Origin of the sequence: Pseudonocardia broussonetiae (genome assembly GCF_013155125.1) — a bacterium.
Classification (GTDB): domain Bacteria; phylum Actinomycetota; class Actinomycetes; order Mycobacteriales; family Pseudonocardiaceae; genus Pseudonocardia; species Pseudonocardia broussonetiae.
In genome coordinates this window covers 6234716-6261677 of the sequence record NZ_CP053564.1, presented here as the reverse complement: position 1 = coordinate 6261677, position 26962 = coordinate 6234716, and the positions used below count along the sequence as shown (strand labels likewise).

Annotated in this window: 22 protein-coding genes; all 22 read left to right on the top strand. The window is 75.6% G+C overall.

Annotation, left to right across the window (positions count from 1 at the left end; all coding sequences use genetic code 11):
* The first annotated feature begins 993 nt into the window (after positions 1–993).
* A complete protein-coding gene (locus HOP40_RS30370; protein ID WP_205346973.1) occupies positions 994–2520 on the top strand; it encodes a UDP-N-acetylmuramoyl-L-alanyl-D-glutamate--2,6-diaminopimelate ligase in 1527 nt (508 codons plus the stop codon).
* The gene (locus HOP40_RS30365) at positions 2520–3935 is read left to right on the top strand and encodes a UDP-N-acetylmuramoyl-tripeptide--D-alanyl-D-alanine ligase (RefSeq protein WP_172165488.1); all 1416 of its coding nucleotides are present in this window, start codon (positions 2520–2522) and stop codon (positions 3933–3935) included. The genes HOP40_RS30370 and HOP40_RS30365 overlap by 1 nt, the downstream gene beginning before the upstream one ends.
* Positions 3932–5002 (top strand): phospho-N-acetylmuramoyl-pentapeptide-transferase, encoded by a 1071-nt coding sequence (mraY, locus tag HOP40_RS30360; RefSeq protein ID WP_172165485.1) that lies wholly within the window; start codon positions 3932–3934, stop codon positions 5000–5002. The genes HOP40_RS30365 and mraY overlap by 4 nt, the downstream gene beginning before the upstream one ends.
* The gene (gene murD / locus HOP40_RS30355; protein WP_172169511.1) at positions 5002–6378 is read left to right on the top strand and encodes a UDP-N-acetylmuramoyl-L-alanine--D-glutamate ligase; all 1377 of its coding nucleotides are present in this window, start codon (positions 5002–5004) and stop codon (positions 6376–6378) included. The genes mraY and murD overlap by 1 nt, the downstream gene beginning before the upstream one ends.
* Positions 6375–7667: a putative lipid II flippase FtsW gene (gene ftsW / locus HOP40_RS30350; RefSeq protein WP_172165482.1), complete on the top strand. Its 1293-nt coding sequence runs from the start codon at positions 6375–6377 to the stop codon at positions 7665–7667. The genes murD and ftsW overlap by 4 nt, the downstream gene beginning before the upstream one ends.
* Positions 7664–8737, top strand: a complete 1074-nt coding sequence (gene murG, locus HOP40_RS30345) for an undecaprenyldiphospho-muramoylpentapeptide beta-N-acetylglucosaminyltransferase (protein ID WP_172165478.1) — start codon at positions 7664–7666, stop codon at positions 8735–8737. The genes ftsW and murG overlap by 4 nt, the downstream gene beginning before the upstream one ends.
* Entirely contained in the window at positions 8734–10134 is a 1401-nt protein-coding gene (gene murC, locus HOP40_RS30340) for a UDP-N-acetylmuramate--L-alanine ligase (RefSeq protein ID WP_172165474.1), read from the top strand. Before murG ends, murC begins: the two co-directional genes overlap by 4 nt.
* Positions 10131–11096 carry a cell division protein FtsQ/DivIB gene (locus HOP40_RS30335; RefSeq protein WP_172165471.1) on the top strand — a complete coding sequence of 322 codons (966 nt, stop codon included), beginning with the start codon at positions 10131–10133 and terminating at the stop codon, positions 11094–11096. Before murC ends, HOP40_RS30335 begins: the two co-directional genes overlap by 4 nt.
* 136 nt (positions 11097–11232) lie before the next feature.
* Positions 11233–12648, top strand: a complete 1416-nt coding sequence (ftsZ, locus tag HOP40_RS30330) for a cell division protein FtsZ (RefSeq protein ID WP_172165468.1) — start codon at positions 11233–11235, stop codon at positions 12646–12648.
* 103 nt (positions 12649–12751) lie between these two features.
* A complete protein-coding gene (gene pgeF / locus HOP40_RS30325) occupies positions 12752–13468 on the top strand; it encodes a peptidoglycan editing factor PgeF (protein ID WP_172165465.1) in 717 nt (238 codons plus the stop codon).
* A complete protein-coding gene (locus tag HOP40_RS30320) occupies positions 13465–14196 on the top strand; it encodes a YggS family pyridoxal phosphate-dependent enzyme (RefSeq protein WP_172165462.1) in 732 nt (243 codons plus the stop codon). The genes pgeF and HOP40_RS30320 overlap by 4 nt, the downstream gene beginning before the upstream one ends.
* A gap of 60 nt (positions 14197–14256) precedes the next feature.
* Positions 14257–14928, top strand: a complete 672-nt coding sequence (locus HOP40_RS30315) for a cell division protein SepF (protein ID WP_172165459.1) — start codon at positions 14257–14259, stop codon at positions 14926–14928.
* A 3-nt stretch (positions 14929–14931) separates the two neighbouring features.
* A complete protein-coding gene (locus HOP40_RS30310; RefSeq protein WP_172165456.1) occupies positions 14932–15216 on the top strand; it encodes a YggT family protein in 285 nt (94 codons plus the stop codon).
* A gap of 56 nt (positions 15217–15272) precedes the next feature.
* On the top strand, positions 15273–16154 hold the full coding sequence (gene wag31, locus HOP40_RS30305; RefSeq protein ID WP_172165453.1) for a DivIVA-like cell division protein Wag31: 882 nt from the start codon (positions 15273–15275) through the stop codon (positions 16152–16154).
* Positions 16155–16225: 71 nt separating this feature from the next.
* Positions 16226–17638 carry a hypothetical protein gene (locus tag HOP40_RS30300; RefSeq protein ID WP_172165450.1) on the top strand — a complete coding sequence of 471 codons (1413 nt, stop codon included), beginning with the start codon at positions 16226–16228 and terminating at the stop codon, positions 17636–17638.
* Between the two features lie 298 nt (positions 17639–17936).
* Positions 17937–21080 (top strand): isoleucine--tRNA ligase, encoded by a 3144-nt coding sequence (ileS, locus tag HOP40_RS30295; RefSeq protein ID WP_172165447.1) that lies wholly within the window; start codon positions 17937–17939, stop codon positions 21078–21080.
* 325 nt (positions 21081–21405) lie between these two features.
* Complete coding sequence (locus tag HOP40_RS30290) at positions 21406–21675, top strand: DUF167 family protein (protein ID WP_420821773.1); 270 nt, start codon at positions 21406–21408, stop codon at positions 21673–21675.
* A gap of 434 nt (positions 21676–22109) precedes the next feature.
* On the top strand, positions 22110–22895 hold the full coding sequence (locus tag HOP40_RS30285) for a class I SAM-dependent methyltransferase (protein ID WP_172165441.1): 786 nt from the start codon (positions 22110–22112) through the stop codon (positions 22893–22895).
* A gap of 288 nt (positions 22896–23183) precedes the next feature.
* A complete protein-coding gene (locus tag HOP40_RS30280; protein ID WP_172165438.1) occupies positions 23184–24662 on the top strand; it encodes a potassium/proton antiporter in 1479 nt (492 codons plus the stop codon).
* Positions 24663–24676: 14 nt separating this feature from the next.
* Positions 24677–25237 (top strand): signal peptidase II, encoded by a 561-nt coding sequence (lspA, locus tag HOP40_RS30275; RefSeq protein ID WP_240157365.1) that lies wholly within the window; start codon positions 24677–24679, stop codon positions 25235–25237.
* Between the two features lie 37 nt (positions 25238–25274).
* A complete protein-coding gene (locus HOP40_RS30270) occupies positions 25275–26159 on the top strand; it encodes an RluA family pseudouridine synthase (RefSeq protein ID WP_172169505.1) in 885 nt (294 codons plus the stop codon).
* A complete protein-coding gene (locus HOP40_RS30265; RefSeq protein ID WP_172165435.1) occupies positions 26156–26803 on the top strand; it encodes a hypothetical protein in 648 nt (215 codons plus the stop codon). The genes HOP40_RS30270 and HOP40_RS30265 overlap by 4 nt, the downstream gene beginning before the upstream one ends.
* Positions 26804–26962: the final 159 nt, after the last annotated feature.

The window sequence follows — 26962 nt, the reverse complement described above, 5'->3', positions numbered from 1 at the left end:
GGAGCCGGGAACGCGCGCGGCAACCGGGTGTGCGCGCGGGAGCGGCGGCGTCGCCGGTTCGAGCGGGGCGTCGGCGGGGCACCGGGGCCGCGTGAGGCCGGGGAGGGGGCGTCCTGCGCGCGCAGGTGCTGCCCCCGGCGCATCGAGCCGGGTGCGCACCTCCCAGCCTCCCGCGCGCGTTCCCTGCTCCTGCGCGCTCCCGGGGCCGCGCGGGAGCTGGAAACGCGCGCGGCAACCGGGTGTGCGCGCGGGAGCGGCGGCGTCGCCGGGACGCGTGGGGCATCGGCGGTCGGCAAGCGCACCGGGGTCGTATGGCCGCTGGGCAGAAGTGGTCGGTCCGCCGAGCTGCGGCGGCCTGAGCTGGACCACGCGCCCCTGGGCCTCCCGCGCGCGTTCCCTGCTCCCGCGCGGCCCCGGGACGCCGCGGGAGCCGGAAGCGCGCGCGGCAACCGGGAACGCGCGCGGGAGGAGGCGCTGGCGCCCCCAGGGCGTGCACGAGCAGGAGAGGTGCCGGTAGGAGGCCCCGCACGTCCCGGGGCGTCGCGGACGGCGGCCCCGGGACGCAGCAGGAGCCGGAAAGCGCGCGGCAACCGGGAACGCGCGCGGGAGGCGGCGGCGTGCGCGGGAGGCGGCGGCGTGCGGAGAGGCGGCGGCGTGCGGGAGGCGGCGTGCGGGGGAGGGCGGTGGGTTCGGGAGGCGGGCGGGAACGCGCGGGGACGACACGGGCATCGGCGGTCGGCGGGGCGGGGGGCGGTGACCGGGCCGGGTGGGCGGGTCCACCCCTCGCCGCCCCCGCCCTCACCCGATCGGCCGCCGCGGGTCGGCCGGGCGGGGGCCGTCGTCGATCACCGGTCGACCGGCGGCCCACGCAGCGAGAGTGTCCGCCACGCCCACGACCACCGGTGGGGCTGCTGCGGTGGGCGGCCCGGGCCCGCGCCGACGCGCCCCGGTGCGCGGGCGGGCGCGATCACGCCCGCCGGTAGCCTCCCCGACGTGTCGTACCCGAGCGCGTCCCCCGAGGCGCCGACCCGACCACGGGCTCTGCCGCCGGTGGACCTGCGCGCGGTCGCGGCGCGGATCGGGGTGGCGCCGCCCGGTCCCGGGACCGCCGTCACCGGCGCGACGCTGCGGGCCTCGGACGTCCGCCCGGGCGACCTGTTCGCCGCCCTGCCCGGCTCCCGCGCCCACGGCGCCGACTTCGCCGGCGCGGCGCTCACCGCCGGTGCCGTCGCCGTCCTCACCGACCCCGAGGGCGCCACCCGGCCCGCGCTGGCCGGCGTGCCGCTGCTCGTCCACCCCCGCCCCCGCGACGTCCTGGGCTCCGCGTCCTCGCTCGTCTACGGCGACCCGACGGCGGCGCTGTCGGTCCTGGGCGTCACCGGCACCAGCGGCAAGACCACCGTGACCCACCTCGTCGAGACGGGGCTGGCCGCCGCCGGCCGCCCGACCGGCCTGATCGGCACGATCGGCACCCGGATCGGCGCGCAGCGCCTCCCCAGCTCGTTCACCACGCCCGAGGCGCCCGACCTGCAGGCGCTGTTCGCGCAGATGGTGCAGGCCGGCGTCACCGACGTGGCGATGGAGGTGTCGAGCCACGCCCTCGCGCTGGGGCGGGTCGGCGGCACCCGGTTCACCGTCGGCGCCTTCACCAACCTCTCCCAGGACCACCTCGACTTCCACCGCGACATGGAGGAGTACTTCGAGGCCAAGGCCACGCTGTTCGACCACTGGGCCCAGCACGCCGTCGTGTGCGTCGACGACGGCTGGGGGCGGCGGCTCGCCGCCCGCACGCCGGGCGTGGTCACCGTGAGCAGCACCGGGGAGCCCGCCGACTGGCGCGCGGTCGACGCCGTGACCGGCCAGGACGGCTCGCAGACGTTCACGGTCCTCACCCCGCACGGGCGCGCGGTGCCCGCGAAGCTGCTGCTGCCCGGGGCGTTCAACGTGGCCAACGCGCTGGTCGCGCTGGCCGTCCTGGACGCCGCCGGGGTGCCCGTCGAGGTCGCGGCCGCCGGGCTGGCCGGGGTGGCGGTGCCGGGCCGGATGCAGCGCGTCGACGCCGGGCAGCCGTTCCTCGCCGTCGTCGACTACGCCCACAAGCCCGCCGCCGTCGCCGCCCTCCTCGACGCCCTGCGCGACGAGGTGCACGGCCGGATCATCACCGTCCTGGGCTGCGGGGGCGACCGCGACCGCGGCAAGCGCCCGCTGATGGGCGCGGCCGCCGCGGCCCGCTCCGCGCTGCTCGTCGTCACCGACGACAACCCGCGCACCGAGGACCCGGCGGAGATCCGCGCCGCGATGCTGGCCGGGGCGCTCGCCGAGCCCGGCCGGGGGGACGTCGTCGAGATCGGCGACCGCCGCGCCGCCATCGCCGCCGCCGTGGCCGCCGCGCAGCCCGGCGACGCCGTGGTCGTCGCGGGCAAGGGGCACGAGACCGGCCAGGAGATCCACGGGGTCAAGCACCCCTTCGACGACGCCGCGGAGCTCGCCTCCGCGCTGTCCGCGGCCGGGGTGCGCTGATGCTGCCGATCACGCTGGCCGAGGTCGCCGCGGTCACGGGCGGGCGCCTGCACCGCGCCACCGGCGACGAGGTCGTCACCGCCGTGGAGTTCGACACCCGGGCGCTGGCCGCCGGCGGGCTGTTCGTGGCGCTGCCGGGCGAGCGGGTCGACGGGCACGACTACGCGGGCGCGGCGCTGGCCGCGGGCGCCGTCGGCGTGCTCGCCGGGCGCGAGGTCGACGCCCCCGCGGTGATCGCGCCGCCGGTGCCCGACCGCGCGACCGGCAGCTACCTGGCCGCCACCGACCCCGACGGCCACGGCGCCGCCGTCCTGGCCGCGCTGGCCCGACTCGCCGGCGCCTCGGTGGCGCGGCTGCCGGGCTGCACGGTCGTCGGCGTCACCGGCAGCTCCGGCAAGACGTCGACGAAGGACCTCCTCGCCGCCGTGCTGGCGCCGCTGGGGGAGACCGTCGCCCCGCCCGGGTCGTTCAACAACGAGCTCGGCCTGCCCTGGACCGCCCTGCGCGCCGGCGCCGGCACCCGCCACCTGGTGCTGGAGTTCTCCGCCCGCGGCGCCGGCCACATCGCCGCGCTGGCCGCGGCCGTGCCGCCCCGGATCGGCGTGGTGCTCAACGTGGGCAGCGCGCACCTGGGCGAGTTCGGCTCGCCCGCGGCGATCGCGCAGGCCAAGGGCGAGCTGGTCGAGGCCCTGCCCGAGGACGGGGTGGCCGTGCTCAACGCCGACGACCCCGCCGTCGCCGCGATGGGCATCCGCACCGCCGCCCGCGTCGTGCTCACCGGGCGCCACCCCAACGCGCACGTGCGGGCCGAGGACGTCCACGTCGACGCCGGGCGGGCGCGGTTCACCCTCGTCGCGCCGGGCGGGTCGGCCGCGGTGGCGCTGCGCCTGGTCGGCGAGCACCACGTCGCCAACGCGCTGTCGGCCGCGGCCGTCGCGCTGGAGCTGGGGGGCACCCCCGACGGCGTCGCGCGGGCGCTGAGCACGGCCGAGCCCGCGTCGCGCTGGCGGATGGAGCTCACCGAGCGCCCCGACGGCGTCACCGTCGTCAACGACGCCTACAACGCCAACCCGGAGTCGATGCGCGCCGCGCTCTCGGCGCTGGCCTCGATCGGCACCGGCCGCCGGACGTGGGCGGTGCTCGGGCGGATCGGCGAGCTGGGCGAGGGGTCCGACGCCGCGCACGCGCAGGTCGCGGCCGTGGCGCGCGAGCTCGGCATCGACCAGGTCGTGGCCGTGGGCGCCCCGGAGTACGGGGCGGGGCGCGAGGTGCCCGACGTCGACGCCGCACTGGCCCTGCTCGACGCCGAGCTGCGCCCCGGCGACGTGGTGCTGGTCAAGGCCTCCCGGGCGGCGGGCCTGGAACGCCTCGCCGCCGCGCTGACCGACCCGTCGCGGATGGAGGGAGCACGGTGAGAGGCGTCTTCATCGCCGCGGGCGTGGCGCTCGCGGTGTCGATCCTGCTCACGCCCTACCTGATCCGCTTCTTCGCGCGGCAGGGGTTCGGGCAGGAGATCCGGGCCGAGGGGCCGTCGAGCCACCAGGCCAAGCGCGGCACGCCGACCATGGGCGGCGTCGCGATCCTCATCGCGATCTGGCTGGGCTACCTGCTCTCGCACCTGTTCACGAGCGAGCCGATCACGCTCTCGGCGCTGCTCGTGCTGTTCCTCACCACCGCGCTGGGCGCCGTCGGCTTCCTCGACGACTTCCTCAAGCTGCGCCGCAAGCGCAACCTCGGGCTGAACAAGACCTCCAAGCTCGTCGGCCAGTTCCTCACGGCCGTCGTGTTCGGGGTCCTGGCGGTCCGCTTCGCCAACGGCGACGGCCTGACGCCCGCGTCGACCAGCCTGTCATTCGTCCGCGACATCACCGTGCTCAGCTTCGGCGCGATCGGCTTCGTGCTGTTCGGCTACCTGGTGATCGCGGCCTGGTCGAACGCGGTGAACCTCACCGACGGCCTCGACGGGCTCGCCGCCGGCACGTCGGCGATGGTGCTCGCCACGTACGTGATCATCGCGTTCTGGCAGTTCCGCAACGCGTGCGCGATCGACGCCGCCGCCGGCTGCTACCAGGTGCGCGACCCCCTCGACGTCGGCCTCGTCGCCGCCGCCGCGATGGGCGCCTGCATCGGGTTCCTGTGGTGGAACGCCGCTCCCGCCCGCATCTTCATGGGCGACACGGGCTCGCTGGCGCTGGGCGGGCTGATCGCCGGGCTGTCGATGGTGACGCGCACGGAGCTGCTGCTCGTCGTCATCGGCGGGGTGTTCGTGGTCGAGGCGCTGTCGGTGGCCCTGCAGATCGTGATCTTCCGGACGACCCGGCGGCGGCTGTTCCGGATGGCGCCGTTCCACCACCACTTCGAGCTCGCCGGCTGGGCGGAGACCACGGTCATCATCCGTTTCTGGCTGCTCGCGGCGATGTGCGCGGCGCTCGGGCTGGGCCTGTTCTACAGCGAGTGGCTGACGGCGAGCGCGGGGGCCTGATGGAGCTCGACGACCTGCGCGGCGCGCCCGTCGTCGTCGCGGGGGCCGGGATCTCCGGGCTGGCCGCCGCCCGCGCGCTGCTGGAGCTGGGCGCGCGCGTCACCGTCACCGACGCCGTGCCCGAGCGGCTCACCGACCTGCCCGACGGCGCCGTCGCGGGGTCGGAGGACGCGCTGCCCGACGGCACCGTGCTGGTCGTCACCGGTCCGGGGCGGCGTCCCGACCACCCGATCACGGGCCTCGGCGTGCCCGTCGTGGGGGAGACCGAGCTGGCCTGGTGGCTCGGCGCGGCCCGCGCGGAGCCGCCCGCCTGGCTCGTCGTCACCGGCACCAACGGCAAGACCACGACCACCGGCATGCTGGAGGCGGTCCTGCAGGGCGCCGGCCTCGACGCCGTGGCCTGCGGCAACATCGGCTACCCGGCCGTCGACGCCGTCCGCGCCGGGCACCGCGTGCTCGCCGTGGAGCTGTCGAGCTTCCAGCTGCACTGGTCGCCCTCGATCGTCCCGGCCGCCGGCTGCGTGCTCAACGTCGCCGAGGACCACCTCGACTGGCACGGCTCCATGGACGCCTACGCCGCCGCGAAGGCGCGGGCGCTGCTGGGCGCCGTCGCGGTCGCCGGGGTCGACGACGTCCGCGCCGCCGGGCTGCTGGCCGCCGCGCCCGCCCCGGTGCGGGTCGGCGTGACGCTGGGGGAGCCGGCTCCCGGGCAGCTCGGCGTCGTCGACGGGACGCTGGTGGACCGGGCCTTCGGCGACGAGGTGGCCCTGCTCCCGGCGTCGGACGTCGAGCCCGGCGGCCCCCCCGGCGTCACCGACGCCCTCGCCGCCGCCGCGCTGGCCCGCGCCCACGGAGTCGGGCCCGGGGCCGTGCGCGCGGGGCTCGCCGGGTTCCGCCCGGGGCGCCACCGGGCCGAGCGCGTCGGGGTCGTCGACGGCGTCACCTACGTCGACGACTCCAAGGCCACCAACCCGCACGCGGCGTCGGCCTCGCTGGCCGCGGTCACCGCCGGGCGGGTCGTCTGGATCGCCGGCGGGCTGCTCAAGGGGGCGTCGGTCGACGACCTCGTGGCCCGCCACGCGGGCCGCCTGCGCGGCGCCGTGGTGATCGGCGCCGACCGCTCGGAGATCCTCGCGGCGCTCGCGCGACACGCGCCCGAGGTCCCCGTGAGCGAGGTGGTCGCGGGCGACGATGGGCCCATGCCGTCCGCCGTGCGCCGTGCCGCCGCTCTCGCCGAGCCCGGGGACGTCGTCCTGCTGGCGCCCGCGGCCGCGTCGATGGACCAGTTCCGCGACTACGCGGCCCGGGGGCAGGCCTTCGCCGACGCCGTCTCGGCGCTGGCCGACCCGGCCCGCTCCGGAGGGGTCCGCGCGTGAGCACCCGCACCCCCCGCACGCCGGCCGCACGGCCGGGCGCGGTCCGCCAGGCCGTCGGCCGGACCGGCACCGCGCTGGGCCAGTGGCTCGCGCGCCCGCTGACCTCGCTGCACCTCGTGCTCGGCGTCTTCGGCCTGCTCACGCTGTTCGGGCTGGTCATGGTGCTGTCGGCGTCGTCGGTGGAGTCGCTGGTCAGCGACGGGTCGTCCTACGACGTCTTCTACCGCCAGCTGCTGTTCTGCGTCCCGGGCGTCGCGCTGTTCTGGCTGGGCCTGCGGATCTCCCCACGCCGGCTGCGCGCGCTGGCGCCCGCGGCCCTCGTGATCGGGGTCGTCGCGCTCGTCGCGGTGCTGCTGTTCGGCACCGAGCGCAGCGGCTCGAAGGCGTGGATCGCGGTCGGCAGCTCCTTCACGATCCAGCCGTCGGAGGCCGTCAAGGTGGCGCTGACGCTGTGGGGGGCGCACGTCCTCGTCGCCCGCCGCGCCGTCATGCACCGCTGGAAGTACGCGCTCTCGCCGGTCGTGCCGGTGGCGCTGCTGCTGTGCCTGCTGCTCGTGCTGCAGCCCGACCTCGGCATGACGATCACGCTCGGCGTCGTGCTCGTCTCCCTGCTGTTCTTCGCGGGCGCCCCGCTGCGCCTGATGGGGGCGCTGCTCGCCGGCGCCGCGGGCGGCGCGCTCGTCCTGGGCATCGCCGCGCCCTACCGGCTGGCCCGGATCACCTCGTTCCTCGACAGCAGCGACACCCAGGCCGCGGGCTTCCAGGCCCGGCAGGCCCTGTACTCGCTCGCCGACGGCGGGCTGTTCGGCGTCGGGCTGGGCCAGGGGCGCGCCAAGTGGAGCTACCTGCCCAACGCCCACAACGACTTCATCTTCGCGATCATCGGCGAGGAGCTGGGGTTCGTCGGGGCGTTCTCGGTGCTCGCGCTGTTCGCCACGTTGGCCTACACCGGGTTCCGGATCGCCTCGCGCACCACCGACCCGTGGCTGCGCATCGTCGTCGCGACGTCGACGACCTGGCTGGTCGCCCAGGCCGCCATCAACATCGGTTACGTCGTGGGGCTGCTGCCGGTGACCGGGCTGCAGCTCCCGCTGATCTCGTCCGGAGGCACCTCGCTCGTGGTCACCATGTTCGTGTTCGGCGTCCTCGCCAACGCCGCCCGGCACGAGCCGGAGGCGGTCGCCGTCCTCCGCCGCTCGGGCCAGGGCCGCGTGGCCCGCATGCTGCTGCTCCCGCCGCCGGAGCCCTACCGGGCGCCGGTCACCCGCGCGTCGGCCAGGGTCCGATGAGAGCGCTGTCGGTCGTCGTCGCGGGCGGGGGGAGCGCCGGGCACATCGAGCCCGCCCTCGCCCTCGCCGACGCCGTGCGACGGCTGCACCCCGACGCGCGGGTCACGGCACTGGGCACCGAGCGGGGCCTGGACACCACGCTCGTGCCGGCCCGCGGCTACCCGCTGGAGCTGATCCCGCCGGTCCCGCTCCCGCGCAGGCCCAGTGCCGACCTGCTCAAGCTGCCCGGCCGCGTCCGGGGTGCGGTGAAGCGGGTGCGGCAGGTGCTGGCCGAGGTCGACGCCGATGTCGTGGTCGGCTTCGGCGGCTACGTCGCCCTGCCCGCCTACCTCGGCGCCCGCGGGCGCGTCCCGATCGTCGTGCACGAGGCGAACGCCCGCGCCGGGCTGGCCAACAAGGTCGGCGCGCGGTTCGCGGCGCGGGTGGTCGCGGCCGTCCCGGGGTCGGGGCTGCCCGGCGCGCAGGTGCTCGGGATCCCGCTGCGCCGCGCCGTCACCCAGCTCGACCGCGCGGGCCTGCGCGCCGAGGCCCGCCGGAAGTACGGCCTGCCCGCCGACGGCCCGGTGCTGCTCGTCTTCGGCGGCAGCCAGGGCGCGCGGACGCTCAACACGGCCGTCGCCGCGGCCCTGCCCGGCCTGCTCGACGCCCGGGTGTCGGTCCTGCACGCCCACGGCCGCGGCGGCACCGCGGCCCCGCCCGCACCCGGGTACGTCCCGCTGCCCTACATCGACGACATGCACCTGGCCTACGCCGCCGCCGACGCCGTCCTCGGGCGCGCCGGGGCGATGACCGTGGCCGAGGTGTCGGCCGTCGGCCTGCCGGCGGTCTACGTGCCGCTCCCGCACGGCAACGGCGAGCAGGCGCTCAACGCCGGCCCGGTCGTCGCGGCCGGGGGCGGGATCCTCGTGCCCGACGACGAGCTCACCGGCGACCGCGTCCTCACCGAGCTGCTGCCGCTGCTCACCGACCCCGCCCGGCTGGCCGCGATGGGGGCGGCGGCGCGCGCGTCCGGCCACGCCGACGCCGACGAGCGGCTCGCCCGGGTCGTCCTGGAGGTGGCGCGGGCATGACACCCACCGAGCCCGTGGTCCTGCGCGACCGCGTCCACCTGATCGGCATCGGCGGCGCCGGGATGAGCGGCATCGCCCGCATCCTGCTGGCCCGCGGCGCCGAGGTCTCCGGGTCCGACGCCAAGGACTCGCGGATCGTGCTGGCCCTGCGGGCACTGGGCGCGCGGGTCGAGGTCGGGCACGACCCCGCGCACCTGCCGCAGGCCCCGGCCACCGTCGTCGTGTCGTCGGCGATCCGGGAGTCCAACCCCGAGCTCGCCGCGGCCCGCGAGCGCGGCCTGGAGGTCGCGCACCGCGCCCAGGCCCTCGCCGCGCTGACCACCGGGCGCCTGCTCGCCTGCGTCACCGGCACCGCGGGCAAGACCTCCACCACCTCGATGCTCACCGTCGCGCTGCAGCACGCCGGGCTCGACCCGTCGTTCGCGATCGGCGGCGACCTCGCGTCGTCGGGGTCGGGGGCGCACGAGGGCACCGGCGACGTGTTCGTCGCCGAGGCCGACGAGAGCGACGCCTCGTTCCTGGCGTTCAGCCCGACCGTCGCGGTCGTCACGAACGTCGAGGCCGACCACCTCGACCACTACGGCACCCCGCAGGCCTACGTCGACGCGTTCGGCGAGTTCCTCGGCCGCATCACCCCCGGCGGCACGCTGGTGGCCTGCGCCGACGACCCCGGCGCGGCCGACCTGGCCCGGCTCGCGGAGTCGCGCGGGATCCGGGTGCGCCGCTACGGCCACGGCCCCGTCGACGCCGAGCTGGTCGACTTCCGGCCCGACGGCGCCGGCGCCCGCGTCGTGCTGCGCCTGGCCGGCACCGAGCACCGGCTGCGCCTGGGCGTGCCCGGCGAGCACATGGCGCTCAACGCGCTGGGCGCGCTGCTCGCGGGCATCGAGCTGGGGGCGCCGGCCGAGGTCCTGCTCGCGGGCCTCGCGGCGTTCGACGGCGTCCGCCGCCGCTTCGAGTTCAAGGGCCGCGCCGACGGCGTCGCCGTGTACGACGACTACGCCCACCACCCGAGCAAGGTGGCGGCGCAGCTGCGGGCGGCCCGGGACGTCGTGGGCGGCTCCGGGCGGGTGGTCGTCGCGTTCCAGCCGCACCTGTACTCCCGCACCCGCGAGTTCGCCGCCGACTTCGGCCGCGCGCTGGCCCTGGCCGACGAGGTCGTCGTGCTCGACGTGTTCGGCGCCCGCGAGGACCCCGAGCCCGGCGTCACCGGTGCGCTCGTCGCCGACGCCGTGCCGCTGCCGGCCGAGCACGTGCGGTTCGTGCCGGGCTGGTCGGACGTGCCGGGCGTCGTCGCCGGGATCGCCCGCCCCGGCGACCTGGTGATCACGATGGGCGCGGGTGACGTCACCGTCCTCGGGCCGGAGGTCCTGCTCGAGCTCGAGCGCCGTCCGTGAGCCCCGGCCGCACCCCGTCCGAGGGCCCGGCGCGGCGGCGGGAGACCGTCGGCGAGGCCGTGGCCCGGCGCGGTGCGGCGGGCGGGGGAGCGCGGCCGACCGGCCGGGCGCGGGCCGCCTCGGCCGCTGCCGAGCCCGGTGGCCGGGAGCAGCGGCCCCGGCGGACGGACCGCCCGGCCCGTCCCGCCGCCGACGGCACCCGCCCCCGGGCCAGGTCCACCCGGACCAGGCCCGCCCCCGACGCGCCGCGCGCGCCCCGGCCCGAGCCGTCGCCGGTGCACCGCCGGCGCCGGCGGGTCGCCCTGGTCGTCGCCCTGCTCGTCCTGCTGGCGGGGCTGGCCGTCGGCGTCCGCGTCCTGGTCTACGACCTGGGCCTGCTCGACGTCGAGGGCGTCGAGGTCACCGGCGCGGTCGCCGTGCCGCAGGACGAGGTGCTCGCCGCCGCCGCGGTCGTGGTGGGGCAGCCGCTGGCGGGCGTCGACACGGCCGGGATCGCCGAGCGCGTCGCGCAGCTGCCCGGGATCGGGTCCGTCGAGGTCGGGCGGAGCTGGCCGCACACCGTCACCGTCGCGATCACCGAGCGGACCGCCGTCGCCGTGGCGCGGACGCCGCAGGGCCCGCGCCCCGTCGACGCCGCCGGTGTCGTCTACCCCGCGCCGGTGGCGCCCGGTCTGCCGCAGCTCACGTTCGGCGCCGTCGGGCCCGACGACCCCTCCACCCGCGCCGCCCTCGACGTGCTCGCCGCGCTGCCCGAGGACGTCCGTGCGCAGGTCCTCACCGTCGACGTCTCCGTCGGCGGGGGCGTGCCGCAGGTCACCCTGGGCCTCACCGACGACCGCCAGGTGCGCTGGGGACCGGTCGAGGAGTCGGCCCGCAAGGCCGGCGTGCTGGTCCCGCTGCTCACGCAACCGGGCCGCGTGTACGACGTCGCCAGTCCGGAACTACCCACCGTGCGCTCCTGACCACGGAGAGATGGACCCGGTCGGGGGGTTGCCGTCGTGCGGCGCGCCTGCTGGACCGGGCGGGGGTATCCGACCTAGCGTTCGACCCGTCGGATCAGGATCCTCCCCCGGCCCCACTTGTAGGAAGGGACCGCGCATGACGCCCCCGCACAACTACCTGGCCGTGATCAAGGTCGTCGGCATCGGTGGCGGCGGGGTCAACGCCGTCAACCGCATGATCGAGGTCGGCCTCAAGGGCGTCGAGTTCATCGCGGTGAACACCGACGCGCAGGCCCTGCTCATGTCCGACGCCGACGTCAAGCTCGACATCGGCCGCGAGCTGACCCGCGGCCTCGGCGCCGGCGCCAACCCCGAGGTCGGCCGCAAGGCCGCCGAGGACCACCGCGAGGAGATCGAGGAGGTCCTCAAGGGGGCCGACATGGTCTTCGTGACCGCGGGGGAGGGCGGCGGCACCGGCACCGGTGGCGCACCCGTCGTCGCCTCGATCGCGCGCAAGCTCGGCGCGCTGACGATCGGCGTCGTCACCCGCCCCTTCACCTTCGAGGGCCGCCGACGCGCGGGCCAGGCGGAGGAGGGGATCCAGTCGATGCGCAACGAGTGCGACACGCTCATCGTCATCCCCAACGACCGCCTGCTGCAGCTCGGCGACGTGGGCGTCTCCCTGATGGACGCGTTCCGCTCGGCCGACGAGGTGCTCCTCTCCGGTGTCCAGGGCATCACGAACCTGATCACCACCCCCGGCCTGATCAACCTCGACTTCGCCGACGTCAAGTCGGTCATGTCCGGCGCCGGCAGCGCGCTGATGGGCATCGGGTCCTCGCGCGGGGAGGGCCGCGCCGTCGCGGCGGCCGGCAAGGCGATCAACTCGCCGCTGCTGGAGGCCTCCATGGACGGGGCCCAGGGCGTCCTGCTGTCCATCGCGGGCGGCTCGGACCTCGGCCTGTTCGAGATCAACGAGGCCGCCTCGCTGGTGCAGGAGGCCGCGCACCCCGAGGCCAACATCATCTTCGGCACGGTGATCGACGACTCGCTCGGCGACGAGGTCCGCGTCACGGTCATCGCCGCCGGGTTCGAGGCGGGCGGTCCGACGCACAAGAAGCTCGACCCGGCCGCCTACGGCACGGGCAGCCGCAGCACGAACGTCATCGCCCCGGGCGTCAGCGGGACCACGGCGCCGTCGGCGTCCGGGTCCTCCGCCCCCTCCGGCAACGGCAGCACCCCGCCGCCGCCGGTCGCGCCGCCGAGCAACGCGAGCTCCGGATCGAGCGTCGGCGGCGGCAACGGCCACGGGTTCGCGAACGCGCACCAGTCCGGCACGCTGCCCCCCGCCCCGGCGCCGTCCGGGTTCCCGGAGCCGCGGCGCCCGGAGTCGGCCCGGCCGGTCACCGAGCCCCTGCCCGAGCCGCCGGTGTACACGCCGCCGCCCGCCCCGCAGCACACCCCGCCGCCCGCCCCGCCCGTGGTGGAGCACCGGCCGGTGTCGTCGTTCGGGCCGCCGCCCTCCGACGACCTCGACGACGACGTGGACGTGCCGCCCTTCATGAAGCGCTGACGGTGCCCGGAACGGCATCCCCGGCACACACCTCCGCGGGCTCGCACACAGGTCCGGACCTGTGTGCGGGCCCCGCGGCCTGTGTGCGGCCCGGAGGCACCGCGTGAGCCTCCGCGTGCGGCGGGTCGTCACCACCCGCGCCGGCGGCCGGTCGACCGGCCGGTTCGCCCGCTTCAACCTCTCCACCGGCGTCGCCGACGACCCGGCCGCCGTCGCGGCCAACCGGGCGCGGGTCTCCCGCGAGCTCGGCGTGCCGGTCGTCTACCTGCAGCAGGTGCACGGCACGCGGGTCGAGACCGTCGACGCCGTGCCGGTCGCCGGCGCGCCCGACGTGCCCGGTACGGACGCCGCCGTCACCGCGCTGCCCGGCGTCGGGATCGCCGTGCTGGCCGCCGACTGCGTCCCCGTGCTGCTCGCCGACCCCCGCGCCGGCGTCGTCGGCGCCGCCCACGCCGGGCGCGTCGGGGCCGCCGCGGGCGTGCTGCCGGCCGTCGTCGAGGCGATGGTGGCGCTCGGCGCCCGCACCGGCGACGTCGAGGTGCTGCTCGGGCCCGCCGTCTGCGGCGGCTGCTACGAGGTGCCCGCGGCGATGGCGGCCGAGGTCGACGCCGCGCTGCCGGGCAGCGCCGTGCGCACCCGCAAGGGCACCCCCGGCCTGGACCTGCGCGCCGGGCTCTACCACCAGCTCACCGCCCTCGGCGTCGCCCGGATCGGCGGCGACCCGCGCTGCACCATGGAGACCCGCGACCTCTACAGCCACCGCCGCAACGCCCCCACCGGGCGGCAGGCGGCGATCACCTGGCTGGACGGGTCCCGGTGAGCGCGCCCACGAGCCGGCGCGAGGAGCTCGCCGCCCGCCTCGCCGCCGTCCGCGCGCGGATCGACGCCGCGTGCGCCGCGGCCGGCCGGCCGCCCGACGAGGTGACCCTGCTCGCCGTCACCAAGACCGTGCCGGCGTCGGACGTGACGGTCCTGATGGACCTCGGCCTCACCTCCTTCGGCGAGAACCGGGTGCAGGAGGCGGGTGCGAAGGTCGCGGAGGTCGCCGCCACGCACCCGGGCGCGCGCTGGCACCTCGTCGGCGGGTTGCAGCGGAATAAGGCGCGTGCGGCGGTCCGCTGGGCCGACCGCGTGGAGTCGCTGGACTCGGTCCGGCTCGCCGACGCGCTCGACGCCGCCGTCCGGCGCGCGCAGGACGCCGGTGACCGTTCTGCTCCTCTGCCGGTACTGCTCCAGTTCAGCGTCGACGGGGACCCGGACCGCGGGGGAGTGGCCCTCGACGGCCTCGGGCCGCTCGCCGAACACGTCGCCGGGTGCGCCGGGCTGCGGTTGGAGGGTCTGATGGCCGTCGCTCCGCTCGGGATGGACACGGAGCGTGCTTTTTCCGAGGTCGCTGCGGCGGCGGAGCGGCTGAGATCGGCGTTTCCGCAGGCCAGGACGCTGTCCGCCGGCATGAGCGGAGACCTCGAGGTCGCCATCGGTCACGGTTCGGACGTGGTGCGTGTCGGAACGGCCCTTGTGGGGGAACGGCGGATAACCTCGCCGTGATCGCCGCCGTTGCGACCAACGGTCGGTGTGTCGGGGGCAGTGGCAACGAGGGGAGCGCCGATGAGCGCGATGTACCGGCTCAAGGCCTACTTCGGGATGGTTCCCGCGGAGGAACTGGCCGACTACGCCGACGAGCCGACGGAGCGCTACGCCGCCCCCCGCCGGGGGCGTGAGTACGGCGACGAGCGGTGGGACGACCGCTTCTCCTACGAGGAGGACGAGCCCCCCGCGCGCCCGGAACCGGTCCGCGCCGAGCGCGAGTGGGACCGCCGCCCCGTGCGGTCGGTGGCCCCCGAGCGCGAGCCCGTGCGGGGCGTCTCCGGGCTCGGGGCGGGGGCCGTGCGCGGTGCCCTGGCCGTCGACCCGGACTCGGTCCTGCGGGAGCCCGTGCGGCTGTCCGTGCCGCCGTCTCCGCAGGTCGTGCCCGAGCAGCGGGACCGCGGGGCGGCCGTGCTGTCGCGCATCACGACGCTGCAGCCGCGCAGCTACAAGGAGGCGCGCACGATCGGCGAGCACTACCGCGACGGCCAGCCGGTGATCATCAACCTGACCGAGCTGGACGCCGCCGACGCCAAGCGGCTCGTCGACTTCGCGGCCGGTCTGGCGTTCGCCCTGCGCGGGTCGATCGACAAGGTCACGAACCGGGTGTTCCTGCTCACCCCCGCCGACGTCGAGGTCTCCGCCGACGACGCCCGGAAGCTCGCAGAACGCGGCGTCTTCCGTCAGGATTGAGCTGTGCCCCTCGCGATCCAGTTCGTCCTCTACTACGTGCTGTTCTTCTTCTGGCTGCTGCTCATCGGCCGCATCGTGGCCGAGCTCGTGCGCAGCTTCGCGCGCCAGTGGGTGCCCGTCGGGCCCAGTGCCGTCGCGCTGGAGCTGATCTTCACGGCGACCGATCCCCCCGTGAAGTTGTTGCGGAGAGTGATTCCCGTCGTCCGGATCGGCGGCGTAGGACTGGACCTGTCGATTATGGTTCTGCTGCTGGCCGTGTTCATACTGATGAGCGTTGCCCAGCCGTAGCCGGAGTGAGCCCCAGTCACCCGGTTTCGCCGCCGAGGACTGCATGAGGTGATCCGATGCCGCTGACACCCGCCGACGTTCACAACGTCGCGTTCAGCAAACCCCCTATCGGGAAGAGGGGGTACAACGAGGACGAGGTCGACGCGTTCCTCGACCTCGTCGAGGCCGAGTTGGCCCGACTGATCGAGGAGAACGAGGACCTGCGCGAACAGGTCTCGGAGCTCGAGCAACGACTCGGGAACGCGCAGGCCGACCTGGAGGAGGCGCGGTCGCGCCCGCCTGCCGCGATGGCTGCGCCGGTGTCGCCACCGACGCAGCAGATCCAGCGCCAGGTGGAGCCGCCGCCGATGCGTCCGCCCATGGAGCCCCAGCGCTCCATGTCGGCGCCGCCTCCGCAGATGGCCGAGCCGTCGCACGACACGACCGGTGACCACCACGTGCAGGTCGCGAAGGTGCTCTCCATGGCCCAGGAGATGGCGGAGCGGCTCACCGCCGAGGCCAAGTCCGAGGCCGACTCCATGCTCAGCGACGCCCGGACCAAGTCCGAGCAGCTGCTCTCGGAGGCCCGCACCAAGTCCGACGGCCTCGTCAACGACGCCCGTGCGCGGGCCGAGACGATGCTGAACGACGCCCGGACCAGGGCGGAGACCCTTGAGCGCCAGTCGCGCGACAAGGCCGCCTCGCTGGTCGGCGACGCCGAGCGCAAGCAGAACGAGATCATCGGCAGCATCACCCGCGAGAAGACGGTGCTCGAGAAGAAGATCGACGAGCTCCGCACCTTCGAGCGCGAGTACCGCACCCGCCTCAAGACCTACCTGGAGTCCCAGCTCAGGGACCTGGAGGGTCGTGGCTCCGCTGCGCCGACCGACGGTCGGAACACGCGGGACGGTGGCTACGCGGCCACCGGGTACGGTCAGCGCGCCGACGCGGGTAGCTGACCCAGACACGCACCCGTACACCTACACGGCGGCGCGGCGGACCGACCGCGCCGCCGCATCCGGAGTGAAGAGTGCTGCTGCTGGTTCTGATCCTCGTCCTGATCGCGTTCGGCCTGCTGCTGGTCGGGTTCCTGTCGAGCAGCGTGATGTGGGCCTGGGTGTCGGTCGCCGTGAGCGTGGCCGCCGCCCTGGTCCTGCTGTACGACACGCTGCAGCGCAGGTCGGCCGTGAAGGCCGGGGACGAGCCGGCCACCGGTGCGGGCTCCGGAGACCACGAGGACGTCACCACGTCCTCCCCGGTGCGCCCGCTCGCGGCCTCCGGGCCCCGGGGTGACATCGAGCCCGTCACCGAGGTGATCCCGGTGATCCGGCCGTCCGGGGCACCCCTCGACGCGCCCACCCGGGCCGTCGACCCCCGCTTCGATCCCGAGGCGGACGCCCAGCAGACGGTCCTGATCCCCGCCGTCCAGCCGTCCGGCTCTCCGGACGGACCGTCCGGCGCTACCTCGGTGATCACACCATCGAGCGATTCTGCGTCACCCACCGTAACCGTGGCGGCCGCTGATCGTTCTTCCCCGGACTCGGGCGCCGACGCGTCGGCGTCCGACGGGGACACCGTCTCCACCCCTCCTGCTGCCGACCCCGCCCGCGATGGCGAGGAGCCGGATGCCGAGCGCGTGTCGCTAGGCAAGAAGTCGTCCTCCTCCTCCTCCGCTGCCGAGGAGACGGTGGCCGCCGCTGCCCCCGCGGTCGGGTCCGAGGCCCCGGGCACGGGTGTCGCGTCCGGCACGACCGGTCCCGCGGCCGCCGCCACGGGCACCGACCCCGACTCGCTGTTCTCCAGCCCGTCGGAGGAGCGCGCCGTGCGGGAGTCCGGCCGTCCCGCCGACGGGGGCTTCGGGTCCGGCGCCACGTCGTCGGGGTCCGGGCGTCCGGTCGGCGCCGGCACGCCGTCGACGCCGGCGGGGTCGACCGCCGGCGGTAGCTCGGTCGCCGAGGCCACCGCGGTGTTCGACGTCGGTGCGGCGGCGGGTGGGTCGACTGCCGGTGGGTCTTCTGCCGGTGGGGCGACTGCGGGCGGTTCCACTGCCGGCGGGTCGACCGCCGGCGGGTCTTCTGCCGGTGGGTCGAGTGCCGGCGGGTCGACTGATGGCGGGTCGAGCGCTGCTGGCTCCACCGCGGGCGGGTCCACCGCCGCCGGGTCGTCCGCCGACGCCGACGACGCCCCGCCGCCCTCCGCCGACGGCGACCTCCCCGAGGAGCAGCCCGACGCCGCCGTCGCGGCGCTCGTCGCCGGCCTCGAGGACGAGGTCATCGTCATCGACGAGCAGCCGCGCTACCACGTCGCAGGCTGCCGCAGCCTCGTCGCCGCGGCGCTGATCCCGCTGCCGGCCCGCGAGGCCGTCGAGCTGGGTTTCACCCCCTGCGGCTGGTGCTCGCCGAGCCGCACCCTGGCCGGGCGGCACCCGGCGACGGCCCGCTAGCACCGGCCGGGCCCCGCCCCGGGAATACCGCCTGGCGCCCCGGCGCTACCCTGGTCCTACAGGCACCGATCCGGCCATCACCGGGGAGCCTCCGGAAGAAACGTGCTGCCCCGGCCGCGCGGAGTAGAACCGGACGGGACGGCCCGTCACAGCCGACCACGAGTGGTCGCGCCGCGTGCGCGGCAAGCGGGGTGGTACCGCGGCGTTCGCGTCGTCCCCGTGCAGGCAGCAGTCGTGCCGCACGGCGACACAGCGTCGGCGACACCCGTCAGCGACCACACGTCAGGGAGCACCACCCATGACCGGGTACCCCACCGTCCCCGCCCACCCGTCGTTCCCCGAGATGGAGCGCGAGGTCCTCGACTTCTGGTCGCAGGACGGCACGTTCGTGGCGTCCGTGGAGGCGCGCGACGCCGGGGAGAACGGGGCCAACGAGTTCGTCTTCTACGACGGCCCGCCCTTCGCCAACGGCCTGCCGCACTACGGCCACCTGCTGACCGGCTACGTCAAGGACGTCGTCCCGCGCTACCAGACGATGCGCGGCAGGCACGTGGAGCGCCGCTTCGGCTGGGACACCCACGGCCTGCCCGCCGAGGTCGAGGCCGAGAAGCAGCTCGGGATCAAGGACAAGACCGAGATCGACGAGATGGGCGTCGCCGCCTTCAACGAGGCGTGCCGCGAGTCCGTCCTGCGCTACACCGACGAGTGGCAGGACTACGTCACCCGCCAGGCCCGCTGGGTCGACTTCGACAACGACTACAAGACGCTCGACCTGGACTACATGGAGAGCGTCATGTGGGCCTTCAAGACCCTGTGGGACAAGGGTCTGGTCTACTCCGGCTTCCGCGTCCTCTGGTACTGCTGGCACGACGGCACGCCGCTCTCGGCCACCGAGACCAAGATGGACGACGTCTACCGCGACCGGCAGGACCCCGCCGTCACGGTCGGCCTGCGCCTCACCGCGCCGGGGTCCGACCTGGACGGCGCGCTCGCCCTCATCTGGACGACCACCCCGTGGACGCTGCCGTCCAACCTGGCCATGGCGGTCAACACCGACGTCGAGTACGTGCTGCTGGCGGCCAACGGCGAGCGCTGGGTGATGGCCGCGGCCCGCGTCGGCGCCTACGCCCGCGAGCTGGGGGAGGACCCGGAGGTCCTGCGGACGTTCCGCGGCTCCGAGCTGCTCGGGCTGTCCTACACGCCGCCGTTCGACTTCTTCGCCGGCCACGAGAACGCCCACCGCATCCTCGCCGCCGACTACGTCACCGTCGAGGACGGCACCGGCATCGTCCACATCGCGCCGGCCTTCGGCGAGGAGGACAAGATCGTCACCGACGCGGCGGGGATCGAGGCGGTCGTGCCCGTCGACACCGCCGGGAAGTTCGACTCGCGCGTGCCGCCGTACGAGGGCATGCAGGTCTTCGACGCCAACATCCACATCATCACCGACCTGCGCGACGGCGCCCCGCACGCCCACGGCGTGCTGCTGCGCCGCGAGACCTACGACCACCCCTACCCGCACTGCTGGCGCTGCGGCAACCCGCTGATCCAGCGGGCCGTCGACTCCTGGTTCGTGCAGGTCACGGCGTTCCGCGACCGGATGGTGGAGCTGAACCAGCAGATCACCTGGGTGCCCGAGCACGTCAAGGACGGGCAGTTCGGCAAGTGGCTGGAGGGGGCGCGCGACTGGTCGATCTCCCGCAACCGCTACTGGGGCTCGCCGATCCCGGTGTGGGAGTCCGACGACCCCGCCTACCCGCGCACCGACGTCTACGGCTCGCTCGACGAGATCGAGCGCGACTTCGGCGTCCGCCCGACCGACCTGCACCGCCCCTACGTCGACGAGCTGACGCGTCCCAACCCGGACGACCCCACGGGCCGCTCGACCATGCGCCGCGTCCCCGAGGTGCTCGATTGCTGGTTCGAGTCGGGCTCGATGCCGTTCGCGCAGGTGCACTACCCCTTCGAGAACCGCGACTGGTTCGAGCACCACTACCCGGGCGACTTCATCGTCGAGTACAACGGCCAGACCCGCGGCTGGTTCTACACGCTGCACGTGCTGGCCACCGCGCTGTTCGACCGGCCCTCGTTCCGGTCGTGCGTGGCGCACGGGATCGTGCTGGGCGACGACGGCCTGAAGATGTCGAAGTCGCTGAAGAACTACCCCGACGTCAACGAGGTGTTCGACCGCGACGGCTCCGACGCCATGCGCTGGTTCCTCATGGCGTCGCCGATCCTGCGCGGCGGCAACCTCGTCGTCACCGAGCAGGGCATCCGCGAGGGCGTCCGGCAGGCGATCCTGCCGCTGTGGAACACCTGGTACTTCCTCTCGCTCTACGCGGGCTCGCACACGGGGAGCACGCGCACCGACTCGTCGCACGTCCTGGACCGGTACGTGCTGGCCAAGACGGCGTCGCTCGTCGACCGGGTCACCGCCGCGCTGGACGTCTACGACATCGCCGGCGCGTGCGAGCACGTGCGCGACCACGCCGAGGTGCTGACGAACTGGTACGTGCGCCGCTCGCGCGAGCGGTTCTGGGACGGCGACGCCGACGCGCTCGACACGCTGCACACCGTGCTTGAGGTGACCGCGCGCGTCGCGGCGCCGCTGCTGCCGCTCACGACCGAGCGGATCTGGCAGGGGCTGACCGGCGGGCGCTCGGTGCACCTCGCCGACTGGCCGGCGTCGGGCGACCTCCCCCACGACGACGCCCTGGTCACGGCCATGGACCGCGTCCGCCAGGTGGCGTCCTCGGCGCTGTCGCTGCGCAAGGCCCGCGGGCTGCGCGTGCGGCTGCCGCTGGCGACGCTCACGGTGGCCGCGCCCGACGCGGCGTCGATGGAGCCGTTCTCCGACATCCTGCGCGACGAGGTCAACGTCAAGGACGTCGTGCTCACCACCGACGTCGCCGCGCACGGCCGGTTCGAGATCGCGGTCAACGCCCGCGCCTGCGGGCCGCGCCTGGGCGGCGACACGCAGAAGGTGATCCGCGCGGTGAAGGCGGGGGAGTGGGAGCAGGCGGCCGACGGCACGGTCACCGCGGGCGGCATCACGCTGCTGCCCGGCGAGTTCACGGAGAAGCTGGTGGCCGCCGACGCGGGGGAGACCGCGGCGCTGCCCGGCTCGACCGGGCTCGTCGTGCTCGACACCGCCGTCACCCCGGAGCTGGCGGCCGAGGGCACCGCGCGCGACGTCGTCCGCGTGGTGCAGCAGGCCCGTCGCGACGCCGGCCTCGAGGTGTCCGACCGGATCGACCTGGTCCTGGACGCCCCGGAGCCGGTCCTCGACGCGGTCCGCACGCACCAGGCGTTCGTGGTGGGCGAGGTGCTGGCCACCTCGGTCGCGTACGGGGCGGTGGTGGAGCCGACGCTGACGGGTGCGGTCACGGCCCCCGACGGCAAGTCGGTGCAGCTGGCGGTGCAGGTGGCGCGGCACGCCTGACCCCCGCGAGTCGGGCTCTGACTGCGAGCGAGTCGGGCTCTCCCTGTGCGCGAGTCGGGGTGTCACTGCGAGCGAGTCGGGCTGCCACTGCGCGCGAGTCGGGGTGCCACTGCGAGCGAGTCGGGGTGTGACTGCGCGCGAGTCGGGGTCTGGTGGCGAACGAGTCGGGGTCTGGGTGCGACGGACACCGCCCCGGCGAGTTTGCCGACCACGCCCCGCGAGTTTGCTGACCACGCGCTGCGAGTTCGCCGCCTCGATTCGCTGAGTCGGCCGGAGAGGCGCGGCGGGTGGGGGTCGGGACACGGGGGCGCGGGTGAAGGTGGCGGTGCGGGTCCGACCCGGGGCGCGAGCGGACACCGTCGGCGGGGCCTGGGACGGGCCGCGCGGCCGGGCGCTGCTGGTGTCCGTGCGGGCCCGGGCCGTCGACGGGGCGGCGAACGCGGCCGTCGTCGTGGCACTGGCCCAGGCGTTCGGGGTGCGGCGGGGCGACGTCGAGATCGTCAGCGGCTCCCGGGGGCGGGACAAGGTCGTCGAGATCAGGGGTGACGACGCGGTCGTGCGGGCGGCGGTGGACGAGCTGCTCGACCAGGCCTGACGGCGATCGGTGTCGCGCCTGGAGTGCCGGTAGCCGCAGGCCGAGATAGTCGGGTCGCAGAGGCGGACCCGGGCTGACCGCCGGTCTGCCGGGCGTGGTCGGCGAACGCCGAGCCTGAGCGGCGAACTCGCCGGGCCGGAGCGCGAACTCGCCAGGCCACGGCGGCGAACTCGCCGAGCTTGAGCGGGCAACTCGCCGGGCTGAAGCGGCAAACTCGCCGGGGTGAGCGACCAACTCGCCGAGCCTGAGCGGCCAACTCGCCGGCATGGAGGGCAAATTCGCCGGGCCTGAGCGGCGAACTCGCGCGGGGGCGCCCCGACTCGCGCAGTCACGCCCCGACTCGCGCGCAACGACACCCCGACTCGCGCGCAACCACACCCCGACTCGCGCGCAGCCACACCCCGACTAGCGGGGTCGTGGTGTTGGGTGGGGTCGTGGGCGGGGAGGCGGCGGCGGGGCGGTGGGCGCGACGGCAGGAGGGGCGGGGGATCCCGCCGGAGATCCTGGCGCGGGCGCCCGCATCGCCCTGGCTGCACGACCCGTCGTACTTCGTCGCGCCCGAGGTGCCCGTCGACACGCCCTCCCGCCGCGCCGCGCTGGAGCTGCTCGGCGCGGGCGGCACCGTCCTCGACGTCGGGGCGGGCGGCGGGGTCGCCTCCCTGGCGCTGGCCGGGGCCGTCACCCACCTCACCGCGATCGACCAGCAGGCCGACATGCTGGAGGTCCTCGCCGTTGGAGCCGCGGCTCGCGGCATCCCGGTCCGGACCGTCCACGGCCGCTGGCCCGACGCTGCGCCCGACGCCGGAACCGCGGACGTCGTGGTGAGCCACCACGTGCTGCACAACGTCGTCGACCTGCCCCCGTTCCTGCGCGCCCTCGCCACGGCCGCGCGCCGCGGCGTCGTCGTGGAGATGCTCGCCGAGCACCCGATGGCCTGGCTCGACCCGCTCTGGGTGCGGTTCCACGACCTGCACCGCCCGCCGCCCGCGACCACCGACGACGCCGTCGCCGTGCTGCCCGAGCTCGGCGTCGACCCGCGGGTCCTGCGGTGGGAGCGGGCCTCGCCCCCGAAGCAGGACCCGGCGTGGGTGACCGCACGGCTGTGCCTTCCACCGGACCGGGAGCCGGCGGTGACCGAGGCGCTGGCCGCCCTGCCGCGGCGCCCCCGTCACGCCGCGACGCTCGTCTGGGAGCCCCGAGCTCCACCGCGCACTCCATGATCACCGTCTCGGCAGGTACCCCTACGCGATACGGCCCGGAACCTGCCGAGACGGTGATCTTGGTGCCCCCGGGCTGCGGCGCCGCCGTTCGCGGTCGCCGACGCGATCCCGCCCCGACTCACGCGCAACGAGACCCCGACTCACGCGCAATGAGACCCCGACTCACGCGCAACGAGACCCCGACTCGCGCGCAGTGAGAGCCCGACTCGCGCGCAACGAGAGCCCGACTCGCGCGCTGTGGAGGCCCGGCTCGCAGGGGTCGTTAGAGTCGCCTCCAGCGGAGGTGACATGCCCGATCTGGAGATCCTTCTCGGCGTCGCGGCCGCTGTGGTGCTCATCGGCGTGCTCGCCGTGCGGGTCTCGGTCCGCGTGGGCCTACCGTCGCTGCTGCTCTACCTCGGCATCGGGGTGCTCCTGGGCGAGGCCGTCCTCGGCATCGAGTTCTCCGACGCCCTGCTGACGGAGTCGATCGGCCTCGCCGCGCTCGTGCTGATCCTCGTCGAGGGAGGTCTGACCACGCGCTGGGACGCCGTGCGGCCCTCGCTCGGCGTCGGCATCGCCCTGTCGACGGTGGCGGTGGTCGTCAGCATCGGCGTGGTCGGGGTGTCGCTGCACGTGCTGCTCGACCTGGAGTGGCGCACCGCGTTCCTGTGGGGCGCGGTGCTGTCGTCGACGGACGCGGCCGCGGTGTTCAGCGTGCTGCGCGGCGTCGGGGTCTCGCGACGCCTGGCCGGGGCGCTGGAGCTCGAGTCCGGCATGAACGACGCCCCGGTCGTGCTCGCCGTCCTGCTGCTCGCCACCGACGACCCGATCACCTGGCTGACGCCCGTCCTCGTCGTCTACGAGCTCGCCGCCGGCGCCGCGATCGGGGTGCTGCTCGGCCTCGGCGGGGCGTGGGCGCTGCGCCGGGCCGCGCTGCCCTCCACCGGCCTCTACCCGCTCGCCGCCATCGCGGTCTGCGTGCTCGCCTACTCCGCCGGCCAGTTCGCGCACGCGTCCGGCCTGCTCGCCACCTACGTCTGCGCGCTCGTGCTGGGCAACTCCGAGCTGCCCCACCGCGGCGGCGTCCAGTCGTTCGCGGAGGGCACCGGCTGGCTCGCGCAGATCGGGCTGTTCGTGCTGCTGGGCCTCTACGCCTCGCCCGAGCGTCTGGTCGACGCGCTCGGGCCGGCGCTGATCGCGGGCCTCGTCCTGCTGCTGGCGGCGCGCCCGCTGTCGGTGATCGCGGCCGCCACACCGTTCCGGGTGCCCTGGCGCGAGCAGGCGTTCCTGTCGTGGTCGGGGCTGCGCGGCGCGGTGCCCATCGTGCTCGCCCTCATCGCGGTGACGGAGGGCGCGCCCAGCGCGGCGCGGCTCGTCGACGTCGTGTTCGTGCTGGTCGTCGCGCTGACGCTGCTGCAGGGCACGACGCTGCCGGTGGTCGCGCGGATGCTGGGGGTGGCGCAGGGGGTCGGGACGCAGCGGATCGAGGTCGACGCCGCGCCCCTGGACGAGCTGGGCGCCGACCTCATCCAGGTGCGCATCCCGGACGGCTCGCACCTGCGCGGGGTCTACGTGCGCGAGCTGCGGCTGCCGGGCGGGGCCACCGTCAGCCTCGTCGTCCGCGACGACCACGCCTTCACCCCCGACGGCGGGACGCGGCTGCGCGAGCGCGACCAGCTGCTCGTCGTGGCGGCCTCGGGCGTCCGCAACGCGGTGGAGGAGCGCATCCGCGCCGTCGACGCCTCCGGGCGGCTGGCCCGCTGGCGCGACGGGAAGTCGCAGTAGGGGAGACTGGAGGCGTGAGTGCCCCCTCCACCGCCCCCCGCGTCCGGCTGCTCGCCCTCATCGCGGTCCTGATCCTGGCCGCCGACATCGCCACCAAGGTCGTCGGCGTGGCGCTGCTGGAGGGCCGGGAGCCGGTCGAGCTGCTCGGCGGGCTGATCAACCTGCAGCTCGTGCGCAACCCGGGCGCGGCGTTCTCCCTGGCCACGGGCTACACGTGGGTGCTGTCGCTGATCGCGCTCGGCGTCGTCGTCGTGATCATCCGGGTGTCGCGGAAGCTGCGCTCCACCGGCTGGGCGGTCGCGCTGGGGCTCATCCTCGGCGGCGCGCTGGGCAACCTCACCGACCGGATCTTCCGCGCCCCCGGGCCGCTGCAGGGCCACGTCGTCGACCTCGTGTCGCCGTTCGCGCCCGACGGCCGCGTCTTCCCGGTGTTCAACCTGGCCGACTCCTCGATCGTCTGCGGCGGTGGGCTGCTCGTCGTCCTGGCGCTGCTCGGCCGGGAGCTCGACGGGACGCGCACGCCGTCGAAGAAGGAATCGCAGAAGGAGTCGAAGGAGGGCGGCGCCGGTGAGTGACCTCCGCAGCCTCCCCGTCCCCGACGGTCTCGACGGGATGCGCGTCGACGCCGGCCTCGCGCGTCTGCTCGGTCTCTCCCGCACGGTCGTCGCGTCGCTGGCCGAGGACGGGCGGGTCGAGGTCGACGGCCGGGCCGCCGGCAAGTCCGACCGGCTCGTCGCCGGGGCCTGGCTGGAGGTCAGCCTCCCCGAGCCCGAGGCGCCGACGACGATCGCCGCGCCCGCCGAGGTCGTGAACGGCCTCACCGTGCTGCACGCCGACGACGACATCGTCGTGGTGGACAAGCCGGTGGGCGTCGCCGCGCACCCGAGCCCCGGCTGGACCGGGCCCACGGTCGTCGGCGGGCTCGCCGCGCTGGGCTACCGCGTCTCGACCTCCGGCGCCGAGGAGCGCCAGGGCATCGTGCACCGGCTCGACGTCGGCACCACCGGCGTGATGGTCGTCGCCACCTCCGAGCACGCGTACACGGTGCTCAAGCGGGCGTTCAAGGAGCGCACGGTCAGCAAGCGCTACCACGCCGTCGCGCAGGGCCACCCCGACCCGAGCAGCGGCACGATCGACGCCCCGATCGACCGCCACCCCAAGCACGACTACCGCTTCGCGGTGGTCGCCGGGGGCAAGCCGAGCGTCACGCACTACGACACGATCGAGGCGTTCCGCGCCGCGTCGCTGCTCGACGTGCGGCTGGAGACCGGCCGCACCCACCAGATCCGCGTGCACCTCTCGGCGCTGCGCCACCCGTGCGTCGGCGACCTCGCCTACGGCGCCGACCCGACGCTCGCCAAGCGGCTCAAGCTCGAGCGGCAGTGGCTGCACGCGCACGAGCTCGGCTTCGAGCACCCCGGTGACGGGCGGTGGGTGTCCTACGTCAGCCCCTACCCGGCCGACCTCGCGCGCGCCCTGGACCTGCTGCGCGAGTGAGGCGCCGGGTCGTCGTCCTCGCGGTCTGCGCGGTGGTCGTGCTGCTCACGGCCTGGTACGCGGGCTCGCGCTTCGCGCCTGTCGAGCCCGGTCCGGCGCCGGGCAGCGTGCGGCTGGGGCCCGACGCCGGTGAGGCCGTCGACGCCTACCTCGCGCGCCTGCCCGCCGAGCTGCCCGCGCCGGGGGAGCAGGCCTACGCGCTGGTGCAGTTCGGGCGCGGCCTGACCGGGCCGCAGGCGCTGGCCGCCGTCGACGGGACGCAGCCGGTCACCGCCGTGCTCCGCGTGCCGCTCGACCGGGTGCAGACGGCCCTGCGGTTCGAGCCGCTGGGCGGGACCGTCGACCTGGCCCGCGAACGGGCCCGCGCCGACGCCGAGGCCGCGGCCGGGCGGCTGACCGGACGGCCGGGCGCGGTCGCCGCCGCGGAGGCCGCGGCGCTGGCCGACCCCGCATGCCCGTGCGTCGCCGCGCTCGTCGTGCGCGGCGACCGGGCGGCGCTGGAGGCCCTGGACGGGCGCGACGGCGTGCGCGCGGTGCAGGCGGCCCCCTCCGACGCCCGGCCGGTCGAGCTGGCACTGGCCCCCCTGCTGCCCGAGCAGACCGACGCGGCCGACCCGCTGCCCGACGACGGCGAGGTGCCCTAGGAGGGTGCTGAAGAACTCCGGCCGTAGCGAGCGGCGTCCAGGTGGTGTCATCGCCAGGCGGGCGGATGCGGCGATACCGCTGTTGTATCGACGCATCCGCCCAACGCCGCGAGGGCGCCGCCTGGGCGTCGCGCAGTAGGCCCGAGTTGTTCAGCGGGC

Excerpts from the sequence above, each read along its gene's own strand:
- HOP40_RS30365 (WP_172165488.1), top strand. The coding sequence starts at position 2,520 with ATGCTGCCGATCACGCTGGCCGAGGTCGCCGCGGTCACGGGCGGGCGC.
- murD (WP_172169511.1), top strand. The coding sequence starts at position 5,002 with ATGGAGCTCGACGACCTGCGCGGCGCGCCCGTCGTCGTCGCGGGGGCC.
- murG (WP_172165478.1), top strand. The coding sequence starts at position 7,664 with ATGAGAGCGCTGTCGGTCGTCGTCGCGGGCGGGGGGAGCGCCGGGCAC.
- murC (WP_172165474.1), top strand. The coding sequence starts at position 8,734 with ATGACACCCACCGAGCCCGTGGTCCTGCGCGACCGCGTCCACCTGATC.
- ftsZ (WP_172165468.1), top strand. The coding sequence starts at position 11,233 with ATGACGCCCCCGCACAACTACCTGGCCGTGATCAAGGTCGTCGGCATC.
- HOP40_RS30315 (WP_172165459.1), top strand. The coding sequence starts at position 14,257 with ATGAGCGCGATGTACCGGCTCAAGGCCTACTTCGGGATGGTTCCCGCG.
- wag31 (WP_172165453.1), top strand. The coding sequence starts at position 15,273 with ATGCCGCTGACACCCGCCGACGTTCACAACGTCGCGTTCAGCAAACCC.
- ileS (WP_172165447.1), top strand. The coding sequence starts at position 17,937 with ATGACCGGGTACCCCACCGTCCCCGCCCACCCGTCGTTCCCCGAGATG.
- HOP40_RS30280 (WP_172165438.1), top strand. The coding sequence starts at position 23,184 with ATGCCCGATCTGGAGATCCTTCTCGGCGTCGCGGCCGCTGTGGTGCTC.
- HOP40_RS30270 (WP_172169505.1), top strand. The coding sequence starts at position 25,275 with ATGCGCGTCGACGCCGGCCTCGCGCGTCTGCTCGGTCTCTCCCGCACG.